The following is a 19,586-nucleotide window of genomic DNA, read 5'->3' as shown; positions in this document are numbered from 1 at the left end:
TGAAGGCATTCTCGATGGAGAGTGTCTTTTTTTGTTTTAGGCTATGTTAGCGGTCAATGTTGATTTTTATACAATTGTACTTCTATAATTTAGTGATTCATTTAAAGTCTATTAGACTTGTTTACTAACGTACCTGTTCGTGCAAGAATTCTTCTTATTTCGACAGTATAGGCTTTGTCATACATACATTATCTTTAAAATTAAAATTTTTATAAAAATCATGTGCATCAGATGTTGCTATAGCAAATGCAGTATATTTAATTTCAGGATGTTCAATTATACATTCCATTAACCATTTACCTAATCCTTTAGCCCTGTAATTATCATCTATGACAACATCTAATATCCATGAAAACACAGCTTTGTCAGTAACTACCCTCGCAAAGCCTACTTGCTTTCCGTTAAAATATAATCCGAATGACAAAGAGTTGTTAATGCTTTTTTCAATGGTTTCTATTGCTCTATTCGATGCCCAGTATGTTGTAGCTAGTAACTTAGAGACATCCTCTAAGATTATTCTATCTTTATCGTCACTAACTACAAAATCTTCTTTATACCACTCCATTTATACTCCTCCAAATCTATAAAGAGATTTATATATCATTCTATAGATAGAGTGTAAATACCTTCTTGGTCAATCCAGTCAAGAATGTCAACGGACCATCAAAATTGTAGTCATCAAAAGTATGTATCTTGGAATTTTGTAATTTATTATTTAAGTGAGTAATTTTTAATGGTAGATTTTCCTCCACCAGAGACCACCATGTTTCGTGGTTTACAATCAGTAATACCACGCTTCCTATTTCTGAGTAAAAGCAATAGGTCACATGTATTTCCTCGATACCCATATTTTCAAAGACTGAGAGCAACTTATGTCTCCAATAGAAGAGGAGAGGTAACATAACTAACATCTTTTATGGGTTCTGCCGAATTACGAAGAGAATAACCCTCAATCATACATACAATTTCTCAGCTTTTATTAGTTGCGTTGTTTACGATTATTGCAAGCATTACAGTTGTTATTTTGGTTATTGTTGTTTTCCATCGAATATCATTTCCACTAGTAATAATATTTGAAGATTTAGGTCAATTTAATCTTGAAAGTTTTACAGTAAAAAGGGAGATGGATTCTAATGACTTTTATAGATATATTTATACGAACAACGATTGCCTTTATTATATTGTATATCCTTTGTCGGATTCTTAACAAAAAACTAATTGCACAAATGACCTTTTTTGATTTTGTAGCAGGTATCACTATTGGCTCAGTAGCTGCAGGTGCAATGTTACAGCCAAATACACCACTTTCCATAAGTATGACTGGGTTGATTTTGTTTTGTATATATACGTTTATTACTAGTATCATTGCCATTAAAAGTCTATGGGGGAGAAAGGTATTAGAGGATGAACCAACGTATTTAATTAAAAATGGGGAAGTACTGGAGAATGGCTTAAAGAAAAATAGAATGACGATTGACTCATTAATTACAAATTTAAGGAAAAAAGGTGTGTTTTACGTGGATCAAGTGGAAAGTGCCATTTTGGAGACGGACGGGACAGTTTCTGTTTTAAAGAAACCTGCCTATCTAGATGTTATGAAAAAGGATATAAACCAATTTCAATCTAGCAGAGGTGTTCCACAAGCATTTATCATTGACGGAAAAATTTTAACCAGCACCTTAAATATGCTCGGTAAAGACATTAATTGGGTGAAGGGTATTTTAAAGAAAAACAATATTTCAAAATTGGATGAAGTATTTTTTGCCCAAATTGACATTGAAGGAACAATTTATCTAGATAAACGAGAAGATGCCAAGTCTCCTTCCTTTGATTAACAAAATAAATTAATATGGAAAAACTGGATGTATTATGATGTAAGTAAATTTAGTAAATGCCTCTTAAAGAGACATAATAAATTTGATACTTTCTAGGAGGTGTTTAAAAGTGAAACATGTCTCAGCAATTGTTGTTAAAGTTTTAATGGTTGCTCTTGTTCTTTTAATCGTTCTAACTGGAGTTAACAACTATCCATTCATTGGAACAATTATATTATCACTCTTAATTGTAGGGTTAAGTTATATTGTAGGAGATATGGGGATATTAAGAATTTCTAATAACCTTGTTGCTACAATAGCGGATTTAGGATTGACCACTGCTTCCATTTGGCTACTATCTCCGTTTATTTACGGAATTGGTGTTCCTTTTTCTCTTGCCTTTATCTCATCCCTTGTAATAAGTGTAGGAGAATGGTTTTTCCATAAATTTGTAGGTTCTACAATACTCTATGAGAATGATCCATCTCCACAAACTTAATTTATTGTTATTTTAAGGGTAAAACAGCTATCAGTCCAATTTATTAGACGATAGCTGTTTTTACTATTACACCAATTAATTAAGGAAGCTTTAAAAAACGTGAAGTAACACTAAATAAACTTTCTTATTAGGGTACAATTCGCTTCTTCGTTTTAGTAATATTTCTAATGCAACTTTCACAACAGCCCATCTCACCATCAAACTTATACCACATCCACCATGTAATACAACGTATATGTAGTATCTTATCGATGAGAAGGTACTACATAAGCAATTATACCTTTTTCAATTTTCATAACATCCTCCTTCTATGCATGTTATGAAGATACAGTATGCTAACTTTCCCGTATTTGGGCAATAAACATAGATGAATACAACAATGTAACCCAGCCAAATGCAATAAGCGGAGAAAGGCACCTATTTTTCAAGATAAGTAGGGGCCTTATTTATTATTATAAGATATAGGTACAAATTAATGTTTCATATTTTTACCAACATATTTCCCATAATCAGGTATAGCCAGTTTATCAAAATCATTTGCAAGCTTACTTAAATTTCCTTCCAAATCTTTTCCTATCATAGGTAGTCCATGTCCTGTTACCGCTACAGCAGGCCTTAATTGTTCTAGCTTCTTAACAGACTCCCACGATCGTTGCCAATCAGGTGTTAAGTAACGAGGAGGTCCGCTAATTTCCAGCTCTTGTGTTAAAACAGAATATAAGGATTCCTGCTTAACAGTCACAAAGGCATCCCCTACTATTAAAACTCTGTCTTTTTCCCTAAAAAGGGATACATGTCCTGGAGTGTGTCCAGGGGTGTGAATCCATTTAAACTCTGGCATTTCTGGAACTCGACCATCCGCAGGTAATGCTTGTACGTAACTTCCTAAATTTATAGGTTCATTTGGAAATAAGGACGACAGTTTAGCTACCATTCCCCCTTCTACAGAAGGATCAGGGGCAGGATAACATTCCTTTCCAGTTAAAAAAGGCATCTCTAATTCATGTGCAAATACAGGAACATTCCACCTTTTTACTAATTCAAGAATTGCGCCAACATGATCAAAGTGACCGTGCGTTAAGATAATTGCTTTAGGTTGGCTGTCGACACCAAATCGACCCTCCACCATTGAAAAAATCGTGTCTGCTGACCCCGGTGTTCCAGCATCCACCAAAATAAAATCTTTACTTTCAGGTTTTCCCACTAAGCAAATATTAACGATTTGAACATTGCAACAATACAAATCAGGGATTACTTCTATTCCAACACCACTTGTTATTGAAGTAGCAGGGATTGGCTTATAGTCACTTCCATAGGATAGTTGCTCTTTTTCCATTTCCTTGTCACCTTTCTTATTTAGAAATTCAAACAATAATATTTTCTCCTAAAAGCTTCCCCCTACTACTCATATTTTTCTTAAGAAGACGAAATATAATTGGGATGCCAAAATGGAAGGCACCAGCTACTTTCAGAGAAGTAGGTGGTGCCTCTCGATATATTCAATCACTTTTGATATTTTCTTATAAATAATAATGGCTCCACAGGTAGGACTCGAACCTACGACCGATCGGTTAACAGCCGATTGCTCTACCAACTGAGCTACTGTGGAATAGTAATAAGTTTTTAGTTAGGTAAAACATGTCTGTACTCTTTCTCAAACAGTTTATAGTATGGTGATTACTATGTTCTTTTAAACATCATTATACAAAATCATTAGATTAACATTTTTCAGATAATTAACTTTGTAAATTAAAGCATTTTATTGCACTTCTGGAGAATAATAACAAGGAATTCCCTAAATAGGCGGTGATCCAATGGTAGAAGTAACAAAATGGAAATATTGTAAAAATTGCAAAAGAGAAACATTCCATGTTTTAAAAGAAAGTATGTTAGAAATGGAGCAGGTATGTAACAGATGTAACAAAAAAGAAGAGATTATAAAAACATTTTTCTAAATAGAATAGAAAAAACCTCGTAATGGTTATAACAATAGTGAGAAGACAAAACTTTATTAAATAAAGGGGATAAATTAATGGCTTTGAATGACCAATTACCGCATGAGAAGGGTTTAGATAACAGTATCACATTAATGCAAGAGGGATATTTATTTATAAAAAATAGAGTGGAGAAGTACCAATCAGACTTGTTTGAAGCTCGTCTCTTAGGTCAACGAGTCATTTGTATGCATGGAGAAGAGGCAGCAAAAATCTTTTATGATACAGAATTTTTTCAACGAAAAGGAGCTACACCTAAAAGAGTACAGAAATCATTGTTTGGAGAAAATGCCATTCAAACGATGGATGGGGATGCTCATACTCATAGAAAGCTTTTGTTTATGTCATTAATGACTCCACCCCATCAAAAGAGATTGGCCGAGCTTACAATGGAGCAATGGGAAGCATCCTTAGTCAAATGGCAAGGAGTAGAAAAGATAGTTCTTTTTGAGGAGGCAAAGGAAATTCTCTGTAGAGTTGCATGCCATTGGGCTGGAGTTCCCGTTAAGGAAGAGGAACTAAAGGAACGTGCAGATGATTTTAGTTCCATGGTAGATGCCTTTGGTGCAGTTGGCCCTAGGCATTGGAAAGGAAGGAGAGCAAGGACGAGGACAGAAGAATGGATTCGTAGGATTATTGAAGACGTTCGAGAAGGGAAACGGAAGGTAGTAGAAGATTCAGCCCTATATGAGCTGGCGTTTCATAGGGATCTTAATGACTCCCTTTTAGATTCTCAAATGGCTGCAGTAGAGCTGATCAATGTGTTAAGGCCCATAGTTGCTATTTCTACTTTTATTACATTTGCAGGGGTTGCTTTACACAAATATGAAGATAAGCGATACAAACTGGAATCGGGAACGGATAATGATTTTGAAATGTTTGCTCAAGAGGTTCGTCGTTTTTATCCTTTTGGTCCATTTGTAGGTGCTCGTGTGAAAAAGGATTTTACTTGGAATGGATGTGAATTTAAGCAGGGAATGTTAGTTTTACTGGATATATACGGAACAAATCATGATCTAAGGATTTGGAAGGAACCAAATGAATTTCTTCCAGAAAGGTTTAAAGAATGGAAAGGAAGCTTGTTTGACTTCATTCCCCAAGGAGGTGGAGAAGTAGAGAAAGGACACCGCTGTCCAGGAGAGGGTATAACAGTAGAAGTAATGAAAGCTACTCTTAAATACCTCGTACAAAAAATAAATTATGACGTACCTGACCAAGATTTAAACTTTAGTATGGCTAAAATGCCTACACTCCCAGAAAGTGGTTTTATTATGTGTAATGTAAGAAAAAAGTACCAATAATTATAGAATATTAGGTAAAAAGATTAGGTTTATTTAGAGTATTCTTAATTTTGGTTGTTGGTATAAACCTTCAACTTTTTTCTTTGTGCGACACATTATGATATAGTGTAATTGGGAGGACAGGAATTATTTACATTTACATTTAAAAAGTAAGCTTATTGATAACTTTGTTTCTAAAAAACTTACATAATAAGAAAGAATATTTAACAAAAAAATAATGTTATTGGAGAAATTAAAATGAAAGCAAAAAACCATCAAGTAGCTGTATTTGCCCTCGGAGGATTGGGGGAAATCGGAAAAAATATGTATGTCGTACAATTTCAAGACGAAATTATTATTATCGATGCAGGTCTTAAATTTCCTGAAGATGAATTGTTAGGAATTGACTTAGTTCTTCCTGATTATACGTATTTAGAAAAGAATAAAGACAAAATTAAAGGATTGTTTATTACACATGGTCACTTGGATCATATAGGTGGAATCCCTTATTTACTTCGACAAATGAATATTCCTATTTATGGAGGTAAATTAGCACTAGGATTAATTCGAAATCAATTAGAGGAGCATGGATTATTAAGAGAAGCACAGTTAATCGAATTTAACGAGGATGATGTAGTGAAATTTACAAAAACATCCATATCCTTTTTTAGAACGACACACAGCATTCCTGATTCATATGGAATTGTTGTGAAGACACCTCCTGGAAATATTGTTCATACAGGGGATTTTAAATTTGATTTTACACCTGTTGGAGAACCAGCAAATTTGTCGAAAATGGCTAGAATAGGAGAAGAGGGAGTACTTTGTCTCCTTTCAGATAGTACGAATAGCGAAATACCTGGTATCACTTTGTCCGAACGTAAAGTAGGAGAAAGCATTGAGACTATTTTTCGTGAAGTAGATGGAAGAATAATTTTTGCAACCTTTGCATCAAACATATATCGCCTTCAGCAGGCAATCGAAGGGGCGGTTAAATACAATAGAAAAGTTGCGGTATTTGGACGAAGCATGGAAAGAGCTGTGGATTTGGCTTTAGATTTAGGATATATAAAGGTACCGAAGGACACATTCATTGATGCTTCACAATTGAATAAGCTTTCCGGTGAACAACTCATGATTTTATGCACGGGAAGTCAAGGAGAGCCAATGGCAGCACTTTCTAGAATTGCTTATGGTAGACATAATAAAATTCAAATTATTCCAGGAGATACGGTCGTATTTTCAGCTTCTCCAATTCCAGGGAATACATTAAGTGTGAATAAAATTATTAATCAGCTTTATCGTGTTGGGGCAGAAGTTATCCACGGTCCATTAAATAATATTCATACATCAGGTCACGGTGGACAAGAGGAACAAAAACTTATGCTTCGTCTACTAAGACCTAAGTGTTTTCTTCCCATTCATGGAGAGTATCGTATGCTAAAGCAACATGTTCAATTAGCAAAAAGCTGTGGTGTTGAAGAAGAAAACTGTTTTATAATGGATAATGGTGAAGTTTTAGCACTAGATCAAAATGAAGCAGCAATAGCAGGAAAAATACCATCAGGATCTGTTTTTGTTGATGGCAGTGGAATTGGGGATATAGGGAATATTGTAATAAGAGACAGGCGAATTCTATCTGAAGAAGGACTTGTGGTTGTTGTTGTTACTCTAAATTTAAAGGAATTCAGCGTAGTTTCGGGACCAGATATTATTTCTCGTGGTTTCGTTTATATGAGAGAATCAAGTGACTTAATTAATGAAGCACAAGAAAAAATTTCAGGAAATCTCCTTAAATTAATGGAAAACAAAACTACTCAGTGGTCTGAAATTAAAAATGAAATTACGGATGTTCTAGGGCCATTTTTATATGAAAGAACAAAACGAAAACCAATGATCCTCCCAATCATCATGGAAATATAAAAAGAGTGAAAAACCCGTCATCGACGGGTTTTTCACTCTTTTAGCAACCTTCTTCTGTCATTATTTTATAATCATTACTGCACAGCGAGCTCTTTTAGCCACTTTATGACTAACACTTCCTAAAACTAATTCTTGAAGCCGATTTCGTCCACGACTACCTACTACTACGAGGTCAAAATTATGTTCATTGGCGTGTTTAACAATTGCAGGGCCTGGATCACCATGTAGATAATGAACTTCATAGTTGATATTTGCTTCTTCTATTTTATCTATACTAGGATTTACTTTTTCTTTTCGCTTATCTTGAGGTCCTAACGTGTTCCAATTTTGTAGCACATCGCTCTTTGCATCGTCTGCCACATACACAACATGTATCATTGAATCTCTATTACACTTAGCAACTTCTATCGCTTTTTCTGTTGCCCGAATAGCATATTCAGATCCATCTGACGCTAATAAAATTTTCTTGAACATAATTGTTTTCTCTCCTTATTTAATGACTATTTAATTTATGTCTTAACCTATCAACTAAAAGTGTACTTGCTTCATTAAGGCCTGTTATTTCAACATTCGTTCCGTTTTCTTCAAATTTTGTAATGATTTTTTCCATGGCTGCAACAGCAGAGTCATCCCAAATATGAGCATGGGTGAAGTCGAGGATTACTTTTATCAATTCTTCCTTAAAATCAAATTCTGATATAGGCTCAGAAACAGAAGCAAAAAACAATTGTCCGGTAATATAATATGTTCGTTCTTTTTTCGTTGGATGAAGTTTACTAGTAATTGTAACTTTTGAAATTTTTGATACAAAGAATATAGCACTTAACAGAATACCTGCAAAAACACCTTTTGAAAGGTCATGTGTAACGACTACCGTTGCAACGGTTACGACCATAACAATAGAATCTGTTGCAGGAACAATAAGTATCGTTCTTAATGAATTCCAATCAAATGTACTAATGGATACCATAACCATTACTCCTGCCAGTGCTGCCATTGGAATTTGTACCACAATATTTCCTAAAATCATTATTAATAGAATGAGGACAATTCCAGCTACGAGAGTGGATAATCGACCACGTCCACCAGACTTCACATTAATTACTGATTGCCCGATCATAGCACATCCAGCCATTCCACCAAAACAGCCAGCAACAATATTGGCAATTCCTTGACCACTACTTTCTCTGTTCTTGTTACTATCTGTATCTGTCATATCATCAACAATAGTAGCCGTCAATAGGGATTCAAGGATTCCAACTATAGTTAAAGCAAGAGCATAAGGGAAAATAATCACCAATGTTTCGTAAACTAATGGAACTTGTGGTAAGAGAAAAACGGGTAACGATTGCGTTAAAGCTCCCATATCTCCAACCGTAAACACATTTGTTCCTGTGGACAGTGTATAAGCTGTAATAATAACAATCGCTATTAGAGTAGATGGAATAGCTTTTGTAATATAAGGGAATAGGTAAATAATCGCTAAAGTAGCACCAGCTAATGCAAAAACACCCCATCCTTGACCAAATAAATGAGGTATTTGTGCCTCGAAAATAAGAATTGCTAGGGCGTTTACGAATCCCACCATAACGGAACGGGGGATGAACTTCATATAACGTGCTAGTTTCAAAACACCAAAGATGATTTGTAATATCCCAGTTAAAATTGTTGCAGCTAATAAATATTCTAATCCGTGCCTAGCAACTAGATCAATCATGAGAAGAGCCATGGCACCTGTAGCTGCAGATATCATTCCTGGTCTTCCACCAACAAAGGCAATAACTAGAGGAATAAGAAATGATGTATATAAACCAACCATAGGATCGACACCTGCAATGATCGAGAATGCAATTGCTTCAGGGATTAAGGCAAGGGCAACAACAATCCCCGCTAAGATATCTCCTCTAATATTACCAAACCATTGTTCTTTTATCGTATTCACAGAAAACCTCCTTTTCACGTAATATCTTTTCTTAATTTGTGAAAAAAAAGGAAGGTTTATTTTGGTAAATAGTAGAATATCCAGATTCAATTTCAAGATCGTGTATACGAAAAAGGTGTTTTCTATACTAGTACTAAGTGAGATAATTTGTTATAATTAGTCTTAAGTTTTATATATTGAATTGAGGTTTACTATATTAAACCATAAGAACTGTTATTAAATCCAACTAAATGAACAAGCTACATCTTATTTTTTTGAAAGTAATCAGAAAGAGATGATTGTTTAGCACGAGAAACTTTCGATAGGAATCTATGAATCTATTATGAAAGGTGACCTTGGTCGAGTAGCTGATATTCATTGCTAGTTAATATCCCTGTTATATCAGTACATTCATCAAATGAGTATTACATAACAAAATAGAAAATATATTATTTAAGGAAGGTGTGTAAGATGAATAAACAAGATATTGAACAAAAGATTGAGTTATTAATTGAAAACTTAGTAAACTTAAATGACCCAGATGGTAAATATGCCATTCCTCTTGCTGATGGACGAAAAATTGATAATAAGAGCTTTGGGTCTAATAACAATGTATGCCATAGTCCATTTTCATTTTGGCATTGTTCTAGTGCTTCTAGCTGACTTTCTAGAGTATCGATTAATACTTCACGAACAGCGTCTTTTTCCGGTAGGTCAACTAATTCTAAAAATTCAGGAATCGCAATGGTTATCCAAGAATTTCCTCGTCCCCATAAAGCTCCTGCAAAATTGTGATTCCCTTCGAAAGTCCAGCCGTGGTACCATAGACCTGTTTCTTTATCAAATAAATATTTTATGTGTACCAAGAATTGTTTCTTAGCTTCCTCAATGTATTCTGGTTTATTTAGGAGCAAACCAATCTTCGTTAATGGCAATACACTCATCATTAAGGTGTCGTCCCACAGTTGCTGATAGTGTTGAGAACGAAAATTCACATGTTGTATTCCACCATCATTTGTTCTTGGCATATCATGGTAAAGCCAATCTCCCCATGTTTCTAAATAGGGTAAATATGTTGGATTTCTTGTTTCTTCATATAAATAAGCAAGGGTCAACATCTGAACCATCGTGTTCACATTTTTTTCAACAGGAGGTTGTTGAAATTGGTTATCAAACCACTGAATAATATGATTTAATACTTTTTCATTTTTAGTTAACTTGTAATATTTCATCATTCCATAAAGACCAACTCCAGAAGTCCATTCCCATGGGCTTAAAGTCGGTTCAAGCAGTTATTGAAAACATCAATGATAAAGGAGAGTTACAGAATGTATCTGCTGGAACAGCTATGGGTGAAACACTTGACTTCTATAAAAAAATTCCTGTAACATGCATGCCATATGGACAATCCATGGCTATCCTTTCATTAGTAGAATATTTGTATACCACTATATAAAAAGTTATTTATCATGTTAAAGGATAAAGAGGGTGATCGTATGGCAGAAAAATATTGGGTTCCAGCCATTGAACGTACGAACTTAGTCATTAATTTAATCGCAAAAGAACCTGGTAAACATAAATTAATTGATCTTTCCAAGGCACTCAATATTAATAAAAGCACCATGTTTTCTCTACTAAATACGTTGGAAGTCCTTGGGTGGGTTGTAAAAGGAAATGGAGACACGTATAAACTAGGACCTACCTTAGGGTCATATAGTGCAGCATACTTTCGCCAATTTAATATTTTACAATCCTTTTATTTAGAAGCGGCTAAATCGGTAGATAAAATTCATGAAACTATTCAATTAGGCATTTTACAAGGGACAAATGTGGTCTATTTGGCAAAAGAAGAAAGCAAGTCTCGAGTACGCTTAGTGACTGACCCTGGCATGCAGTTTCCAGCACATGCTAGCGCCATTGGTAAAATTCAATTAATACAATACGATTATGATGAATTAAATAATCTTTATCCTGATGATCATTTGTTTCAATTAACACCACGGACGTTGAAAAATGTTGAGGAATTGTGGAAAGAGCTAGAGAGTGCGAAAAAAACAGGATATATCTGCGAAGAACAAGAGGGGACAGATGAATTTTATTGCGTGGCAGCCCCTATATACAATCATGAAAATGAGCTCATTGCAGGAGTTAGTTTTGCCATGCTTGAACATAGCTGGAAGGAAAAAAAGGAAAGAGCTATAGCTGAGATAATTGATTTAGGAAGACGATTATCAATTCAATCTGGTTGTGTAGATTATAATTAAGGAAATTGAAAAACAAACAGGTATTCTACTTCAAACTTTTTGGTGAACACGATACTGACCAGTTATAGAAAAAGCACTTCTGTTTAGAAGTGCTTTTTTTATTATGTTTTGTTAACCAAATTTTCATCAATATAGTGGAAATAAAAATGAAAAGACTCTACAGTCTGCTAGCATAGCCCCAGCAATCCCTTCTTTACTTCTTATGGAACCAAAGTAGTTCTTTGTCATCAACATCACCATTATAGTTGATAAGTATCTCATCTCCTGCTTTGATGTCTGTATATGCATAGTAGTCAAATGTATGGTTATCAAAATTTATTTCATATGTAGCGTTAGGTTCGTATGAATGGTTAAAAAGCATTCCATACCCTAAGATGATCGCACCGTGGTTTTTCCCATATTCATATACGTAATCTGCAAGTACGGTATGCTCAATTAATTGATGCTCTACATTTGGATAAGGGAGAACGGGGGCTTCATGTATAAGTTCTCCTTTTGCAATATGGCAAGTGGCAAAAACGCCTCTATTGAATTCCCCATCACTAAGGGGAGAATGCTTTATCTCAATCATATTAATCTCCTATCTGTCTTTTTAATTTGTTTTTACAATTAATTATTATCGAATATATAAACTTCTATGGTAGAACTATTTTATCATGTAGACGATAAAAAACGAAATGATACTGCTTCGTCTATACATCCCAAGAGGTTTTGAAGTTATAGAAAGGGGTGTAATGTCTATAAATAAATTTTTGGTTTAATTATAGTGTCTATATTGGAATATTGTAAATTTTAATAACTCATCGAAGTGAATATAAGAGATACCACCAGGTACATTTTAACCAAAAATCTAATAACAATTAACATAGCAAAATTATAAACATTAGCTAATTTAGCAATACCATCTATTTATAAACTCCACCCAACAATTGTGACAAAAACTTTATAAAAAAATATAAACTAAGTTTATTTAATTATATCATATTTTAAAAATGTTTATTATAAGTTTAGTTAAAGGAGGACATTATATATCATTTATTTGTATGTGAAACAAGGGAGAACAATAAAGATAACGGAATTCCACTATATAGACAACTAAAAAATAACTAAAAAAATTTAGAAGATTAATTGACTGGTCATATTGTTGTTGATAATATTATATTAAGGAATTAAAAGGTAATAAAGAAATAATGTAGTTTAACTAAATAAATTTAGTGTTTTTATTGTTGTGTTTATTATTATGTTAATTTGTATGGTATGAGAAGCCAGGATATTAATTTTTTACTTATTAATCTATTAGTAAATAAGCAAGATTCTAATATGTAAATTTTAATCTTTAGATAGGGGGAGGTTATTAATGGGATCCCGGCATTTGTGGGATAGGTTCGTCATAATAGTCAATGTTTTTTTATAATGGAAACGATGAATGTATCTTTCGCTTTTGTAAGTTAAAGTAGGTAATTAAAGCTTTAAGACTATTAGTAACAAAACATCAATACATAATAAAACAGTAACATTAACATGTAAAGAAATTTCAATGGGTAAATACTGTCCAGATAAAGTGACTGATGAAACTCATTTTTCCGATTCTTTTAATAAGGTTCGTATGTGTGTGTTTGCGAACCACTATGAATATAATCACCGATACTGCTTCCAATGAAGTAGTAGAAAATATAATCATTACGTCTTGAAAAGATATCACCTAGTTTCATAGATTTAAAAAATTTGAGGAGGTTTTAATATGTCTAAATTAGTATTAGGATATGCACCAACGAGAAGATTTGTTTTTAGTAAGGAAGATGCACTTAAGTATAAAGATTTAATTAGAGAGAAAATGGAGAGTTTTGGTCTTGACATTGAAATTGTAGATTTGGAAGGAATTAACGAAGAAGGATTGCTTTACGAACGATCAGAAGAGCCGAAAATTATTAAAAGATTTAGAGATGCAGAAGTTGATGCAATGTTTTTCCCCCACTGTAATTTTGGTACGGAAGATATTGTTGCCCGTGTGGCGAAGGCGGTTGGGAAACCTGTTTTACTCTGGGGACCGCGGGATGAAGCCCCACTAGACAGTGGCATGCGTCTACGTGATTCACAATGTGGTTTATTTGCAACAGGTAAAGTATTGCGAAGGTTTAATGTAAAGTTCACTTATATTACTAATTGTCGTGTTGATGATCCGATTTTTGAACGTGGTTTTAAAAATTTTATTGGTGCTGCTAATGTAGTGAAGCATTTTAATAATCTACGAATCTTGCAAATTTCTACAAGACCTTCTGATTTCTGGTCCGTAATTTGTAATGAAGGAGAATTACTTGAGACCTTTGGTATACAAATACATCCAATCACCCTTGATGAGATAAAGAAAGCTACATTAAAAATAGAAAAAGAAGGGAGTCCAAACTTAGATAAAGCCGTAAAATATATTAAAGAGAAAATGGATTGGAGCACGGTTTCAGAAGAAGATGTTCGTCGCATTGCATCATTGAAAGTGGCAATGAAACAGTTGGCGGAAGATACGAGAAGTACAGCGATTGCAATTCAATGCTGGTCAACATTGCAGGATATTATTGGAATTATGCCATGTTTGGCCAATGCAATTCTTACTGATGAGCAAATCCCAGTGACGTGTGAAACGGATATCCATGGAGCCATTACTTCTATTATGGTTCAAGCAGCAACGTTAAACACAGAACCAACATTTTTTGCAGATATAACAATTAGACATCCGGAAAATCCTAACGGGGAATTATTATTCCATTGTGGAAACTTTCCAGTATCTTTAAGTGTTGAGGATAAACCGAAACTAAATAAACACTTTTTATTTGAAGATCATTCTCCAGGAACTCATGAAGGAGAAATTAAAGGTGGGGAGATGACGCTTGCCCGCTTTGATGGGGACCATGGAGAGTATTCCATATTCTTAGGGAAAGCGAAAGGGATTGAAGGGCCATTTTCTAGAGGGTCATATGTTTGGGTAGAAGTGAATGATTGGCCATTGTGGGAGGAAAAATTAGTTAAAGGTCCATACATTCATCATTCAGTTGGCATTCATGCTAACGTCATTCCTGTTTTATTTGAAGCCTGTGAATATATTCCAGGTTTGACTCCTGATCCAGTAGATCCAACGGAACATGAAATACGAGCTTGGTTAAGAGGAAGCGACATAAATAAATAAGAAAATTGTTGCTCTGTCAGGTGTTATCGGTTCTTTATGGCAACAACTCTCAGGTTAGATACACATATTTAGTTAGATTAATTATGTGATAATAAGGAGGCTAAATGAAATGACAGATGTGACGTTTTTAAAACGAAAAGCAACAGAGATAAGAATGACTCTATTAACCATGATTTATGAAGCACGTACTGGTCATACTGGTGGATCTTTATCAAACACTGATATTTTGACTGTTCTTTACTATCATAAAATGAATGTTGATCCGAATAATCCCAAATGGGAAGAAAGGGACAGGTATGTACAAAGTAAAGGACATTCTGTGGAGTCGTACTGGGCAATTTTAGCAGATAAGGGCTTTTTTCCGAAAGAAGAATTGAAGACGTTTTCACAATTTAACTCTCGGTTAATCGGTCATCCAAACAATAAAGTACCCGGTGTGGAAATGAATACAGGTGCTTTAGGTCATGGACTAGCAATTGCAGTTGGAATGGCATTAGCAGCTAAGCTAGATCAAAAGGAATATAAGGTCTATACGCTTATGGGAGATGGTGAACAAGCAGAAGGCTCTGTATGGGAAGGTGCTATGGCAGCAGCACAATATAAGTTAGATAATTTAGTAGGGATTATTGACAGAAACAGATTACAAATTACTGGGAATACAGAAGATCTGATGGGAATTGAACCTTTAGGAGATAAGTGGAGAAGTTTTGGCTGGGAAGTGATAGAAGTTGATGGAAATGATATTGAACAGTTAGTTCAAGTATTTGATAATATACCGAAAGCTGTAGATAAGCCTACAATGCTAATTGCTAATACAGTAAAGGGAAAGGGAATCTCATTTGCTGAAAATCAAACCGTGTGGCATCATCGGGTTCCTACAGAAGAGGAATATAAATTAGCGATGGAGGAACTGTCAAAACAACTGGAGGTACTAGTATGAAAAATGTTGCCTTAAAACCTTTAGGTGGTAATAAAATTGCCAATCGTCAAGTGATTAGTGAGACCTTACTGGAATTAGGTAAAAAAGATAAAGATATCTTAGTACTAACAAGTGATTCGAGAGGATCTGCTTCCATGGTGAAGTTCGGACAAGAATTGCCGCAACAAATTGTTGAGGTTGGTATTGCTGAACAAAATATTGTAGGAATGGCTTCAGGCTTAGCTCACTCAGGAAAAAAACCTTTCGTTGCTTCACCGGCTTGCTTCTTAAGTATGAGATCGATAGAACAAATAAAAGTGGATGTAGCCTATTCCCAAACAAATGTGAAGTTAATCGGTATAAGTGGTGGTGTCAGTTATGGAGCACTCGGTATGTCACATCATTCGTTACAAGATATAGCAGTGACTAGAGCAATTCCAGGTTTAGATGTAATGATACCAGCTGATCGTCATGAAGCGAAAAAAATGATTGAAGCATTAATAGGTTACGAAAGACCTGTTTATATGAGAATAGGAAGAAATCCAGTGGAGGATTCTTATCTATCTGATGATTATCCATTTGAAATCGGAAAAGCTGTAACGATGAAAGATGGGGATGATGTAACTATCATTGCAGCTGGGGAAACAGTTCGAGTGGCGTTAGATGCAGCGGAAAGATTAGAGGAGGAAGGGGTTTATTGTAGAGTAATAAATATGCACACCATCAAGCCTTTAGATCAAGAAGTAATTATAAGAGCAGCTAAAGAAACAAAAAGGATCATTACATTGGAGGAGCATAGTATTTTTGGTGGGCTAGGTGCTGCGGTGGCAGAGGTTGTATCACAAAACCATCCTGTGTTAATGAAAATCCTCGGAATTCCAGATGAACCTGCAATTACAGGAAAAACTGCGGAAGTATTTAATCACTATGGTATAAATAAAGAAAATGTCAGTAAACTAGCCTTACAAATGGTAAGGAAATAGCAGGAGGAGCATGATGAAAAGAGAATATATTCTTTCTGTTGACCAAAGCACATCTGGGACGAAAGTGCTACTTATTAATTCGCAAGGTGAGGTTATTCATAAAAAAGGTGCAAGTCATGAACAATATTATCCTAATCCAGGTTGGGTTGAGCATGATCCTATAGAAATCTATGAAAATGTTAAGCGGTTGTTAAAGGAAACAATAAACACAGTTCCTAATGCTAAAGATGTGTTGAAAGTTTTAGCTGTAACAAACCAACGGGAAACAATAGTCGTATGGGATAAAGAATCAGGTATTCCAGTATATAATGCCATCGTATGGCAATGCAGAAGGACGTCTGATATTTGTAAAGACTTAAAAGAGTTAGGTTATGAAAGTACCGTAAAAAGTAAAACTGGTTTAACATTAGATCCTTATTTTTCCGCAACAAAGGTGAAATGGATATTAGAAAATGTTGACGGTGTAAAGGAAAAAGCAGCTAATGGAAAACTCTTGTTAGGTACCATTGATAGTTGGTTAATTTGGAAACTAACTGACGGGAAAGTCCATGCTACTGATTATACAAATGCAAGTAGAACGCTTCTATTTAATATTCATACACTTGATTGGGATGAAGAATTGTTAGCTGTATTTTCCATAAATAAATCGATGCTTCCTCAAGTAAAGGATTCTAATGCTAATTTTGGTATGGTGGAAGATGATGATTTGCTGCAACTCCCTATATCAGGAGTAATCGGTGATTCTCAAGGTGCATTATTTGGGCAAAAATGCTTTGAAATAGGAATGGCTAAAGCAACTTACGGTACTGGTACTTCCGTTTTGCTCCACACAGGTAACTTGGTTGATGCACACAATGGATTAGTTACATCGATAGCATGGGGGATTGACAGTAAAATTGAGTATGCTCTTGAAGGGATAATCCATACGTCTGGAGATGTAATGAAGTGGATCAAAGAGGACCTTGGCTTATTTTCTGATTACAATGAAGTAGAAAAATTAGCATCATCACTAACTGATAATCAAGGAGTGTACTTGATCCCTGCATTTGTAGGTTTAGGAGCACCTTATTGGGACCCTTATGCACGAGCTGCAATTATGGGAATGAGCCGAAACACGACTAAAGCGCATATCGTTCGTGCGGGATTAGAAAGTATTGCTTACCAGGTAAAAAATGTTGTTGAACTAATGGAAAAAGAATCACACATAAATATTAAAGAGCTAAAAGTCGACGGAGGAGCAACAAAAAATAGTTTCCTTATGCAATTTCAAGCAGATATGCTAGACACAAACGTAGTAGCCTCTAATATATCAGAACTATCTGCAATGGGGTCTGGCTATTTAGCAGGACTAGGGATAGGGATGTGGAGTTCCACTGACGAAATTAGTAAACTTAATCGGGATAATGAAATTTATCGACCACTAGTTTCAGAGAAGGTTAGAATAAAAAACTATCAGGGGTGGCAACAGTCAGTGAGTAGGGTTTTAGTTAAATAGCTTACTGAAGAAATAAAATAATGGAATATAAAAATGGAACATTTACTAAAAAGATCAACCTTTTCCTTTCTCGTATGAGGAGGGGGAAGGTTGACCTTTTATATGTAGGGTTGGCGGGAACGTGTGGGAATCGAACCCAGCGGAGACGTCACGCGCCTCCCAGAAGGTTTTGAAGTTCTATCCAGATTGTTTTCACAGTGGCTCATAGTGCTGGAACATGCTCTACATTAGGGTTTCGATGATAGCTGATACTTTGTAATACCATTAAATTCTTAAAATTGGGCACCAAACTCGGCACCACTTTTACAAGAAGAATTTTTTATCATAAGGGTTCTTTATTTTGGAACATAAGATATGTTAACAATATTTCGTAATTAGAAAACTGTGTGCTCTGTGATATAATACCAATAAGTGCTACTTAAAAAGTAGAGTGTAATATTTTTGGTTATTATAAATTAAAGTAATTGGAAAGAGGTGTCATTAATTGAAGATATTTATTAAAAACGATGACGGTAGAGTTTACGAGGCTTTCCAAACAGATAAAAATACGTTTACTTTTAGTACGGAAAATACGACATTTGAACTTTCTCTTTCAAAATCCAAAAATGAATTTGAATTTAACTCCCTTACAGATAAACAAAAAAAGAGGATGACAAAGGCAATTTTCACTAATGAAGAAGTTGTCGATCAATTAAGAGAGGCAAGAAAAAATAGAGATAAGGAATTTTCTTATTATAGTGGGGACGAAACAGAATTTACCAAGTTAGTTGATGAAGTCAACAATGACAAGTACTGAAATTCAATATGAAGTATTATGGGGGCAAAAAGCTAGAGTAAAGCTTGCCGAAATGAAACCTTACAAAATAGATCCCAAAAGGGTCTTTCGAAATTCCAAGAACATCCTTTCTGTTAACCCACGTAAGCATGCGTACGACATTGTAGATTATCCTGGATTTGAATTTAATGGTTATTATTGGACGTATATTAATAATGTTATAATTATTTATGATGTTCTAGATTTAGAAAAGAAGGTATTAGTCGATGCCTGCTATTCTGCTTTAACAGGTTTTTCATTACAAACTTTTTTTGGTGAACACGATACTGACCCGTTATAGAAAATTAAGCACTTCTATTATAGAAGTGCTTTTCCAAGGTTTGGTGCCAGACCCCCGGTACGGTAAAACTTTTCTACACTGGGGTTCTGACACCATTTTTTTTAGTTAAATAGCTTACTGAAGAAATAAAATAATGAATATAAAAAATCAGCACCATTTCAACCTTTTCCTTTCTCGTATGAGGAGGGGGAAGGTTGACCT

The 19,586-nt window shown here is 34.8% G+C and carries 18 protein-coding genes and 1 tRNA gene; 12 read left to right on the top strand and 7 right to left on the bottom strand.

Going from position 1 to position 19,586, the window contains the following annotated elements; translation table 11 throughout:
• Positions 1 to 154 precede the first annotated feature (154 nt).
• Positions 155 to 565, bottom strand: coding sequence for a GNAT family N-acetyltransferase (locus QA612_RS19500; protein WP_278285500.1), 411 nt, complete (start codon positions 563 to 565; stop codon positions 155 to 157).
• A gap of 568 nt (positions 566 to 1,133) precedes the next feature.
• On the opposite strand from QA612_RS19500, the gene QA612_RS19495 reads away from it, so the two are divergent.
• Positions 1,134 to 1,835, top strand: coding sequence for a DUF421 domain-containing protein (locus QA612_RS19495; RefSeq protein ID WP_278285499.1), 702 nt, complete (start codon positions 1,134 to 1,136; stop codon positions 1,833 to 1,835).
• 109 nt (positions 1,836 to 1,944) lie between these two features.
• Entirely contained in the window at positions 1,945 to 2,313 is a 369-nt protein-coding gene (locus tag QA612_RS19490) for a DUF2512 family protein (RefSeq protein ID WP_278285498.1), read from the top strand.
• Positions 2,314 to 2,785: 472 nt separating this feature from the next.
• Here the strand turns inward: QA612_RS19490 and QA612_RS19485 are convergent, their stop codons facing one another.
• Together QA612_RS19485 and QA612_RS19480 are read right to left on the bottom strand one after the other, a co-directional pair.
• Positions 2,786 to 3,649, bottom strand: coding sequence for an MBL fold metallo-hydrolase (locus tag QA612_RS19485; protein ID WP_278285504.1), 864 nt, complete (start codon positions 3,647 to 3,649; stop codon positions 2,786 to 2,788).
• A gap of 197 nt (positions 3,650 to 3,846) precedes the next feature.
• Positions 3,847 to 3,922: transfer RNA gene (locus QA612_RS19480), tRNA-Asn, on the bottom strand.
• A 429-nt stretch (positions 3,923 to 4,351) separates the two neighbouring features.
• Between QA612_RS19480 and cypC the strand changes: the two genes are divergently transcribed.
• Both cypC and rnjA read left to right on the top strand, forming a co-directional pair.
• Positions 4,352 to 5,608: a CYP152 family fatty-acid peroxygenase CypC gene (gene cypC / locus QA612_RS19475; protein WP_278285503.1), complete on the top strand. Its 1,257-nt coding sequence runs from the start codon at positions 4,352 to 4,354 to the stop codon at positions 5,606 to 5,608.
• A gap of 237 nt (positions 5,609 to 5,845) precedes the next feature.
• Positions 5,846 to 7,510 (top strand): ribonuclease J1, encoded by a 1,665-nt coding sequence (rnjA, locus tag QA612_RS19470; RefSeq protein WP_278285497.1) that lies wholly within the window; start codon positions 5,846 to 5,848, stop codon positions 7,508 to 7,510.
• 60 nt (positions 7,511 to 7,570) lie between these two features.
• On the opposite strand, the gene QA612_RS19465 is transcribed toward rnjA, so the two are convergent.
• The 3 genes from QA612_RS19465 to QA612_RS19455 all read right to left on the bottom strand — a co-directional run bounded on the left by QA612_RS19465 (position 7,571) and on the right by QA612_RS19455 (position 10,666).
• Positions 7,571 to 7,984 carry a universal stress protein gene (locus QA612_RS19465; protein ID WP_278285496.1) on the bottom strand — a complete coding sequence of 138 codons (414 nt, stop codon included), beginning with the start codon at positions 7,982 to 7,984 and terminating at the stop codon, positions 7,571 to 7,573.
• Positions 7,985 to 8,003: 19 nt separating this feature from the next.
• Positions 8,004 to 9,452 carry a SulP family inorganic anion transporter gene (locus QA612_RS19460; protein WP_278285495.1) on the bottom strand — a complete coding sequence of 483 codons (1,449 nt, stop codon included), beginning with the start codon at positions 9,450 to 9,452 and terminating at the stop codon, positions 8,004 to 8,006.
• Positions 9,453 to 9,880: 428 nt separating this feature from the next.
• On the bottom strand, positions 9,881 to 10,666 hold the full coding sequence (locus tag QA612_RS19455) for a glycoside hydrolase family 88/105 protein (RefSeq protein ID WP_278285494.1): 786 nt from the start codon (positions 10,664 to 10,666) through the stop codon (positions 9,881 to 9,883).
• 32 nt (positions 10,667 to 10,698) lie between these two features.
• Between QA612_RS19455 and QA612_RS19450 the strand changes: the two genes are divergently transcribed.
• Positions 10,699 to 10,887 carry a glycoside hydrolase family 88 protein gene (locus QA612_RS19450; RefSeq protein WP_278285493.1) on the top strand — a complete coding sequence of 63 codons (189 nt, stop codon included), beginning with the start codon at positions 10,699 to 10,701 and terminating at the stop codon, positions 10,885 to 10,887.
• A 40-nt stretch (positions 10,888 to 10,927) separates the two neighbouring features.
• On the top strand, positions 10,928 to 11,695 hold the full coding sequence (locus QA612_RS19445) for an IclR family transcriptional regulator (RefSeq protein ID WP_278285492.1): 768 nt from the start codon (positions 10,928 to 10,930) through the stop codon (positions 11,693 to 11,695).
• 193 nt (positions 11,696 to 11,888) lie between these two features.
• On the opposite strand, the gene QA612_RS19440 is transcribed toward QA612_RS19445, so the two are convergent.
• Positions 11,889 to 12,266: an SET domain-containing protein gene (locus QA612_RS19440; RefSeq protein ID WP_278285491.1), complete on the bottom strand. Its 378-nt coding sequence runs from the start codon at positions 12,264 to 12,266 to the stop codon at positions 11,889 to 11,891.
• A gap of 1,170 nt (positions 12,267 to 13,436) precedes the next feature.
• Here QA612_RS19440 and QA612_RS19435 point away from each other — a divergent pair.
• The 6 genes from QA612_RS19435 (at position 13,437) to QA612_RS19410 (ending at position 19,385) form a co-directional block, all read left to right on the top strand.
• On the top strand, positions 13,437 to 14,873 hold the full coding sequence (locus tag QA612_RS19435; RefSeq protein ID WP_278285490.1) for an L-fucose/L-arabinose isomerase family protein: 1,437 nt from the start codon (positions 13,437 to 13,439) through the stop codon (positions 14,871 to 14,873).
• 109 nt (positions 14,874 to 14,982) lie between these two features.
• Positions 14,983 to 15,813 (top strand): transketolase, encoded by an 831-nt coding sequence (locus tag QA612_RS19430; protein WP_278285489.1) that lies wholly within the window; start codon positions 14,983 to 14,985, stop codon positions 15,811 to 15,813.
• The gene (locus tag QA612_RS19425; protein WP_278285488.1) at positions 15,810 to 16,775 is read left to right on the top strand and encodes a transketolase family protein; all 966 of its coding nucleotides are present in this window, start codon (positions 15,810 to 15,812) and stop codon (positions 16,773 to 16,775) included. Before QA612_RS19430 ends, QA612_RS19425 begins: the two co-directional genes overlap by 4 nt.
• A 13-nt stretch (positions 16,776 to 16,788) precedes the next feature.
• Positions 16,789 to 18,270: a glycerol kinase GlpK gene (gene glpK / locus QA612_RS19420; RefSeq protein WP_278285487.1), complete on the top strand. Its 1,482-nt coding sequence runs from the start codon at positions 16,789 to 16,791 to the stop codon at positions 18,268 to 18,270.
• Between the two features lie 484 nt (positions 18,271 to 18,754).
• A complete protein-coding gene (locus QA612_RS19415; protein WP_278285486.1) occupies positions 18,755 to 19,066 on the top strand; it encodes a hypothetical protein in 312 nt (103 codons plus the stop codon).
• The gene (locus tag QA612_RS19410) at positions 19,053 to 19,385 is read left to right on the top strand and encodes a hypothetical protein (RefSeq protein ID WP_278285485.1); all 333 of its coding nucleotides are present in this window, start codon (positions 19,053 to 19,055) and stop codon (positions 19,383 to 19,385) included. Before QA612_RS19415 ends, QA612_RS19410 begins: the two co-directional genes overlap by 14 nt.
• Positions 19,386 to 19,586 lie beyond the last annotated feature (201 nt).

Origin of the sequence: Evansella sp. AB-P1 (genome assembly GCF_029688925.1) — a bacterium.
In the GTDB taxonomy this organism is placed as follows: Bacteria; Bacillota; Bacilli; order Bacillales; family Salisediminibacteriaceae; genus Evansella.
This window is presented reverse-complemented; position numbering and strand designations above follow the sequence as displayed.